Below are 7844 nucleotides of genomic sequence, written 5' to 3'. Positions count from 1 at the left end.
CGGCCCGCGCGGCACAGCGCACGGCGTGGGGCTCCACGGCGGCGCCGGCCGTGGCGTGCCGTCCGTGGGGAGCGCGCCCGGGGACGAGTCGTGCGACCGGACCGGCGCGGGCGGTCTGGCGTCCGAGGCGGCGGTTCCGGGCGGTGGCTCGGCCCGGCGCACCGGCCTCACCGGTGTCCCGCTCGACGGCCCGCCGCCGACCGGCGCGACCGCCGACGGGATCGAACCGCTCGGCTTTCCGGCCGTGGCGGTGGCGGCCGGACAGGCGCTGCTCGTGGCCGCCCTCGCGGCCGGGCTCGCCGCGCGCGACGAGCCCGTCGTCCTCGTGCTGGACGACTTCCAGCCGGAGAGCGGCTCCCCGGTCGCCGAGGGCATGGTCCGCCTGCTCCGGCACGCGACCCCCGCGCTACGGCTGGTCGTGGTCTCGCGCAGGGACCCACCGCTGCACCTCCACCGGTACCGGCTGGCAGGCGACCTCACCGAACTGCGTACCGGGGACCTCGCCTTCGACGACCGCGAGACCGCGGCGCTGCTGGCACAGCACGGTGTCGAGGTGCCCCGGGCCGTCGTGAAGACCCTGCGCGAGCGGGCGGACGGCTGGGCGGCGGGCCTGCGGCTGGCCGCCATGTCCATGCAGGGGCACCCCCATCCGGAACGGTTCGTGGCCCGGTTCGCGGGCGAGGACGAGGCGATCGTCAGCTACCTCGTCGAGGAGGTCCTGGACGGCCAGCCCCCGGCGATGAGAAGGCTCCTGCTGACGACCAGCGTGCTGGACCCTCTCAACGCCGAGCTGGCCACCCAGGTCGCGGGGCAGGAGGCCGGCCGGCACTTCGCGGCGCTCGTCGCGCAGAGCTCCTTCCTCCAGCACATCGGTCACGGGTGGTACCGCTGCCACCGGATGTTCGGCGACGTGCTGCGGGTGCGGCTGCGCCACGAGGCCCCGGACCTCGTGCCCGATCTGCACGGGCGGGCGGCCGAGTGGCTGGGCGAGCACGGGCTCCTCGCCGAGGCCGTACGCCACGCCCTGGCCGCCGACGACCGCTGCTACGCCGACCGTCTCGTCGTGCATCAGCTGGCGATCGGACAGGTTCTCGCCCTGACGAGCACCCGGCTGCCCGGCGAACTGCTGACACGGACACCGCCCGCCGGCCCCACGGCGGCCTCCGGACCGGCCCTCGAACCGGAGTCCGCGCTCGTCACCTCGGCGGCCGCGATCGCCCGGGGCGACGGACCGGCCTGCACACAGGCCCTGGCCCTCGCCGACCGGCTGATCGAGGAGCTGCCCGGGGGCGGCACCGACCGGATCGCCCGGTGCCGGCTGGCGCACTCCGTGATCCGTATGACGAGGGACCGGCCCCGGCACCTCTCGGCGGCCAGGGCAGCCGCGGCGGACGCCGAGCGGCTGTTCACGCGGCTGCCGCGCGGCCTGCTGGAGGACCGGCCCGAACTGGTCGCGCTGACCCTGTCGGTCCGTGGCCGCGCCGAGCTGCGGGACGGCGACCTCAAGGCGGCCGAGGCGTCCCTCACCGCGGCCCTCAAGGCCGCGTGCGCCGCCGAGAACGGCGTCCTACGGCGGGACTGCCTCTCCGAACTGGCGCTGCTGGAGGTGCTGCGCGGACGGTTCCGGGCCGCGGACCAGTTCGCCGGGCACGCCCGGCACCCCGCGCTCCAGGCCACCTCGCAGCCGGACCCCTCCCTGGCCGCGCTGCACGTCGTACGCGCCTGGATCGGTCTGGCACGCTTCGACGTGCCGCGGGCACGGAGCGAACTCTCCCGGTCCCGAGCCGCCCTGCGCCAGGTGCCCGACCCCTTCGTCACGGGTGTCGGCTCCCTGGTCGCCAAACTCGTGGTCGTGGTGGAGAGCGGCACCGCGCGTCCCGAGGCCCTGGACACGATCCCCGACATCGCGGCGGACGGCTGGCTGGCCGAGGGGCTGCGGCAGTCGGTGCGGCACGCGTGCGCCGCGTCGCTCGGCGAGGCACGCGCCCGCCGGCTCCCGGCACGGGCGGTGCCCGGCCCGCGCGGCGCTCCGGAGCCCGGGCCGCGGGACGACCGGGCCCCGGTTGAGTCGCTCAGCGCGCGCGAACGCGATGTGCTGCGTCATCTGGCGCAGATGATGACGACGGAGGAGATCGCTGACGAGTTGTACGTGTCGGTCAACACGGTGAAGACGCACCTCAAGAGCGTCTACCGCAAGCTCGCCGTGACCCGGCGGTCGGCCGCGGTACGGCGGGCCCGTGAACTCGAACTCCTGTGACGCGCACGGCCGCGCACAGCCACGCACGGCCGCGGAGGGCCGCGGAGGGCCGCGGAGGGCTCTGAGCCTTCGAGGGGTCGCCTCAGCTCCGGGGAATCCGCTTCGGAGAGCCCGCTTCAGAGAAGACCCAGGTGCCTCGCGCGGGCGACGGCGCCCGTACGCGACGACACCCTGAGCTTGCGGTAGACGGCCCGCACATGACTCTTCACCGTGTTGTGCGAGATGTAGAGTTCCGAGCCGATCTGCCGCAGGGGCACGTCCTCCTGGAGCCTGACGAGCACCGCGTGCTCGCGTTCCGTCAGCAGGGCGGCCGGCGCCGCGAGGTCCCGGCGGCCGGCGTCGCCGGGAGGCACGGCGGCCAACGCGGCCGACGCCTCGTCCAGCAGCATGTGCGTACTACCCGGGTCGTCCGACTCGGCGGCGATGTCCATGAGCGCGTCGGCGACCCACACCAGACAGGCCGCCACCACGGTGTCCGCGTCCTCGGCGGCCCGGTCCAGAGCCCGCAACTGCCCCTGCAACACGGACACCCGCTCGAATTCCGGCCCGTCGGAGTGCGCTTGCCTTCCTGTCCGTTCGGCGTTCAGCACGGTAGGCATGTGACTCACCTCCTCGACAGAGAGCGGAGGGCGGTACACAGCAACCGTGCGAGCTGAATCTTGGAACGGATAGAGGACTTAGGGCCATTTCACCCCGATGTCGGACGCCGTCTACGGCGGGTTGGGGAACGCCGGGTCCGTACCGGGGCCGCGCCCCTCGGGCAATCGGCGCACTTCCACCAGTTCCAGTCCGAGGGCCTGGATGCGGTCCAGGATCCCGTACAACGCCGCCTGGTCGAGCCTGGCGCCGTGCAGGACGGTCTCCGGCGGACTGACCGTGACCGTCAACTCGGCGAAGGCGGACCGGAATGCCTGCGAGACCCGGCCCTTGATGCGGATCTCGAAGTCGCCGCCCACAGGCCGCGCCTCGTCCCGCTCGGGTCCAGGGCGTTCCTCCGCCGTTCCCATGGCGCGTCACCTCCGCTGCCGGGGCCGGGTCACGTCACCATTCTCACCGGCCGTGCGGAGGGCGCATCACACAGCGGGGGTGACGGCGACGGCCGGTCCGGTCCGCGCACGGCTACGACACTCATCCACAGCGGGTGAAGCTCCCTCCCCTGAAGCAGCGGGATGCTCCTCCTCCCGAGAAGGAGGTACCCGACATGGCCGAGCAGACTTCGACAGGGCGGACCCGGCAGGGCGCGCCCCCGCAGGAACCCCGGGTCAAACCGCTGATGGTCGGCGGGGTCGTCTTCGCCGTCTGCATGATGGCCATCGTGGGCGCATACCAGGTGTTCGTCGGCATGGGCGCGTTGATGGAGGACAACTTCTACACCCGGTCGAACACCTACCCGTACGACCTCGACATCAATGTGTGGGGCTGGGTCCACCTGATCTCCGGGATCGTCATCGTGGCCGCCGCCTTCACTGTGTTCAAGGGCAAGACGTGGGCGCGTGTCGTCGGGATCACGGTCGCCGCGCTGAGCGCGCTGGAGAACTTCTTCTTCACGCCGTACTACCCGATCTGGTCGATCCTGATCATCGCGTTCGACGTGCTGGTGATCTGGTCCCTGGCCTCCTACGGCCACGCACAGGCCCACAAGGTGTACGGGGCGCCGCGGTAGTCCCGGTTCGTGTGCCCGGGGTCCGCTCACCGTGTGCGGTGGCGGGCCGTCGGCAGGGCCAGCCGGGCGACCCGGAGCCAGTCGAGCCGCGGCAGCGGCCGGCGCATACCCGGACGTTCGCGCGGCACCAGCACGCGCAGCGCACCCGGCAGCGCCTCGCAGCGCACGGGAACACTGAGGTTCAGCGCCTCGCCGTCGACGCCGACCGGGATCCGCTCCTGGTCGGCGTCGACGACCACCTCCCGCGCCGTGACCCGGGTCAGACCGGTGGCACGGCGTCCGCGCAGGAGTCCGGCGGCCTGGGCCGCGCTGGCCACGTCGACCCCGACGACCCCCAACTCGCCGCCGTCCAGGCGGGCCCGGCGGCCGAGACCGGCGATGTCGCCCGTGCCGTAGGGGTTGTTGCTCACCAGCAGCGCCTGCGGTGCCTCGAAGTCCACCTCGCCCGCCCGGGCGGCGAGACGCGCACCGCGATGGCCCACGAGCAGGTCGGGAAGGAGTTCCAGGGTCGTACGGGTCTTGCCGTCGCGGTAGGCCGGGCTCTGCACCACCTCGGCGTACGCCCCGAAGGACACGTTGTTGACGAAGGGGTGGTCGGCCGCGCGGCCCAGGTCGACGCGGAGCAGCACCCCGTCGGTCAGGGCGTCGAGCGCCTTCGCCGGATCCTCGCGGTCCAGCCCGAGGTCGAGGGCGAAGTGGTTGCGGGTGCCGGCCGGCACCACCAGGAAGGGGAGGTCGAGCGAGGCGGCGACGTCGGCCACCAGTGCCTGGGTGCCGTCCCCGCCCGCGACGCCGAGCAGATCGGCGCCCTCGGTCGCGGCCTTGCGCGCCAGTTCGGCCACGTCGGTCTCGCCCGGTCCTTCCAGGAGGAGGACCTGCGCGCCCAGTGCCTCGGCCTTCTCCCGCAGCCCGAACCGCTCCACCTTGCCGCCGCCCGAGCGCGGATTCATGATCAGCACGGGGTGCCGTACCCGCGGGGCGGGATGTTCCGGCGTCCGGCCCTGCCCGTCGGGTCCGGCGAGGGCTCTGCGGCCCGCGCCGACCGCGACCATGAACAGCGCGCCGGCCACGGCGACGACCCAGGCCAGGTGTGCCCGGGTGTACGCGACGACGATCCACACGGGTGCGGCGACGGCCAGCGCGGCGGCGAGCAGACGCCACACGCTCCGCCGGGTGAGCACCCACCAGAGTGCCGCCGCCGTGACCGCCAGACCGGCGAGTCCCACCGCCAGCAGGGCGAAGGTCCGCAGTCCCGCGAACACGCCCAGCACCAGTACCGCCGCCGCGGCCGCCGCCAGCGCGCCGCGCGCCGACCACCGCTGTCCCCGCGTAGTGGGTTCCATGACGTGATGATCGTTCGTGGTCCCCCGGGGCGCCTCACCCCTGGCAGGGGATCCCGGCCGGGTTCCGTCCCTGCCCGGCCCCGGCAGGCCGAGCCAGGGCCTGAGGAGGTCGTCGTGGGCGAGTACGAAGCCGATGGCGATCCCGCCCGCGACGATCGCGAAGAAGAAGATGAGCCACGACAGCACGGTGAAGACTGAGCCGAGCGGCCCGTACCGTTCGACGCTCAGCTCCAGGGAACGCGGCAGCCAGAGCCCGGACACGGCGGAGTACAGGACGACCCCGATGCCGGTGAGCAGGGCGCCCGGCAGCAGCGGCAGCCACGCCACCCTCCCGGCGAGCAGCAGGTGCTGCGTCCACCACCACATGAGGACCGCGGAGACGACCTGCAGCGGGAACCCCAGGGCGGCCCCCGCGCCGAACCCGTCGCGCACGGTGCCCTGGGACACCAGCACGGTGACCCAGACGAGGAGCCATACGCCCCAGCGCCACACCACGGTCCGCAGTCCGGAGCGCGGCAGGTGCCAGGAGCGTTCGCACAGCCTCTGCAGCGCCCGGCTGAAGGCGGTCGCGGACAGGAGCGCCACCAGCACCCCGATCGCGCCCCAGGTCTCCAGGGACTCGGCGGCGCCGGTGTAGACCGCGTCGACCTGGGTCAGGACCGGCCCGTCGGTGCCCAGCTGGTCGCGCAGCGTCACCACCAGTTCCCGGCGGACCGCGGGCGGGGTGAAGGACGCGATGGCGAAGAGCAGCGGCAGCGCGGCCAGGAAGGCCTGTGCGGCGAGCCGGGTCGCCATGTCCAGGATGCTCACGCTCACGAGCTGCCGGCCGACGGGGCCCCCGATGCGGCCCGTCAACGTCCGGGCGAGCCCAGTGAAGACCATGACCGTGCCCTCCTGGCCCGCGGAAACCTGTCGGCACGTCACCCTCTCCCCCGCCGGGCCGCCGCGCCTCGCCCGGGGCGGGTGACACTGACCCGCAGGGCCCGGCCGGTGGTCCATCGCCTACCGTCGCCTACCGTGCCGGTGTACCGACGACGAGGAGACAGTGATGACGCACGAGGCGCTGGTCATGGGGATCGGCGGCAAGGATCCGCGGGTGGACCCGGAGGCGTTCGTGGCGCCCACGTCCGTGGTCATCGGGGACGTCACCCTGCGGCCGGGCGCGAGCGTCTGGTACGGCGCGGTGCTGCGTGCGGACTGCGGTCCGATCGTGATCGGCGCCGACAGCAACGTCCAGGACAACTGCACGCTCCATGTCGACCCGGGGTTTCCGATCAGCATCGGGGAGCGGGTGTCCATCGGGCACAACGCCGTGGTGCACGGGGCTGTCGTCGAGGACGACTGTCTGGTGGGGATGGGGGCGACGATCCTCAACGGGGCGGTGATCGGGGCGGGGTCGCTCGTCGCCGCGCAGGCGTTGGTGCCGCAGGGTCTGCGGGTGCCGCCCGGGTCACTGGTCGCCGGTGTTCCCGCCAAGGTGAAGCGGGAGCTGAGCGCCGAGGAGCGGGAGGGGGTTTCGCTCAACGGGGTCTTCTACGTCGAACTGGCGAAGGCCCATCGGGCGGCCCACGAGGGGTAGCCCCTCAAGGGGCGCGGGGAACTGCGCGGCCCGCGCCCACCGACCCGCAGGCGACAGCGAAGCCTCGGAGGCCGCACGTCGGGTGCGGGCCGTTGTCGCTGGCCGCGCCGTTCCCCGCGCCCCTGAAAAGCGGGAGTCGCACGGCAGGTGCGGGCCCGTCGGCGCTGACCGCGCCGTTCCCCGCGCCCCTGAAAAGCGGGAGTCGCACGGCGGGCGCGGGTCCGTCGGCGCTGACCGCGCCGTTCCCCGCGTCCCTGCGGGGCGGGGCTGCGCCCGCCCCAGGGGGCTCAGTCCGTTGCCGGGACCGGCTCCGGCGTAGCGGCCTTGGCTTCGGGGGCCGTTGTCATCTTCTGGGCCTTGCGCTTCATGATCAGCATTGAGGCGACGCCGATGACGACGGCGAGGACCAGGCCCAGCCAGGAGAAGCGTTTGAGCCAGGATTCCGCGACCACGCCGACGTAGTAGATGACCGCCGTGGTGCCGCCCGCCCAGACGATTCCGCCGAGGACGTTGGCGATCAGGAACTTCCAGTACGGCATGCGCAGCACACCCGCGAGCGGGCCCGCGAAGATCCGCAGCAGGGCGATGAAGCGGCCGAAGAAGACGGCCCACATGCCCCACTTCTCGAAGGACCGCTCGGCGGTGGCGATATGGCCCTCACCGAAGTGCTTGGGGAATTTCGCGCCGAGCCAGGCCAGCAGCGGGCGCCCGCCCTTGCGGCCGATGGCGTAGCCGATGGAGTCCCCGATGATCGCGCTGGCGGTCGCGCAGGCGCCGAGGATGACGGGGTTGATGTCACCGTGCTGGGAGGCGAGCAGCGCCGAGGAGACGAGGATGATCTCGCCCGGCAGCGGGATACCCAGACTCTCCAGGCCGATGACCAGACCGACCAGCGCGTAGATGCTGACCGCGGGCACGGTCTCTAGCCATTCCTGGACGTGCAACGCCGGTTCCTTCCCATCACCGCGGTCCGGGCCGGGCCCGGCGTGCGCTCTCTCGCGC

At 73.2% G+C, this 7844-nt stretch carries 7 protein-coding genes; 3 read left to right on the top strand and 4 right to left on the bottom strand.

The window, feature by feature from the left end:
• Positions 1-2257, top strand: a 2257-nt coding sequence (locus IE278_RS38420) for a winged helix-turn-helix domain-containing protein (protein WP_189779642.1), incomplete at its 5' end; no start/stop codon positions are given.
• A 116-nt stretch (positions 2258-2373) separates the two neighbouring features.
• Here the strand turns inward: IE278_RS38420 and IE278_RS38415 are convergent.
• Together IE278_RS38415 and IE278_RS38410 are read right to left on the bottom strand one after the other, a co-directional pair.
• Entirely contained in the window at positions 2374-2856 is a 483-nt protein-coding gene (locus tag IE278_RS38415; RefSeq protein ID WP_213089778.1) for a helix-turn-helix transcriptional regulator, read from the bottom strand.
• Between the two features lie 111 nt (positions 2857-2967).
• A complete protein-coding gene (locus IE278_RS38410) occupies positions 2968-3264 on the bottom strand; it encodes a DUF8691 family protein (RefSeq protein ID WP_189779641.1) in 297 nt (98 codons plus the stop codon).
• Between the two features lie 194 nt (positions 3265-3458).
• Between IE278_RS38410 and IE278_RS38405 the strand changes: the two genes are divergently transcribed.
• A complete protein-coding gene (locus IE278_RS38405; RefSeq protein ID WP_189779640.1) occupies positions 3459-3920 on the top strand; it encodes a DUF7144 family membrane protein in 462 nt (153 codons plus the stop codon).
• A 26-nt stretch (positions 3921-3946) separates the two neighbouring features.
• Here IE278_RS38405 and IE278_RS41905 read toward each other — a convergent pair whose 3' ends face one another.
• Entirely contained in the window at positions 3947-5263 is a 1317-nt protein-coding gene (locus tag IE278_RS41905) for a diacylglycerol/lipid kinase family protein (RefSeq protein ID WP_213089779.1), read from the bottom strand.
• Positions 5264-6311: 1048 nt separating this feature from the next.
• Here IE278_RS41905 and IE278_RS38395 point away from each other — a divergent pair.
• Positions 6312-6842, top strand: coding sequence for a gamma carbonic anhydrase family protein (locus IE278_RS38395; RefSeq protein ID WP_189779638.1), 531 nt, complete (start codon positions 6312-6314; stop codon positions 6840-6842).
• A gap of 287 nt (positions 6843-7129) precedes the next feature.
• Here IE278_RS38395 and IE278_RS38390 read toward each other — a convergent pair whose 3' ends face one another.
• Positions 7130-7786, bottom strand: coding sequence for a DedA family protein (locus tag IE278_RS38390; protein WP_189779637.1), 657 nt, complete (start codon positions 7784-7786; stop codon positions 7130-7132).
• Positions 7787-7844: the final 58 nt, after the last annotated feature.

The sequence above is a fragment of the Streptomyces tauricus genome, assembly GCF_014650955.1.
GTDB classification, from domain to species: Bacteria; Actinomycetota; Actinomycetes; order Streptomycetales; family Streptomycetaceae; genus Streptomyces; species Streptomyces tauricus.
This window is presented reverse-complemented; position numbering and strand designations above follow the sequence as displayed.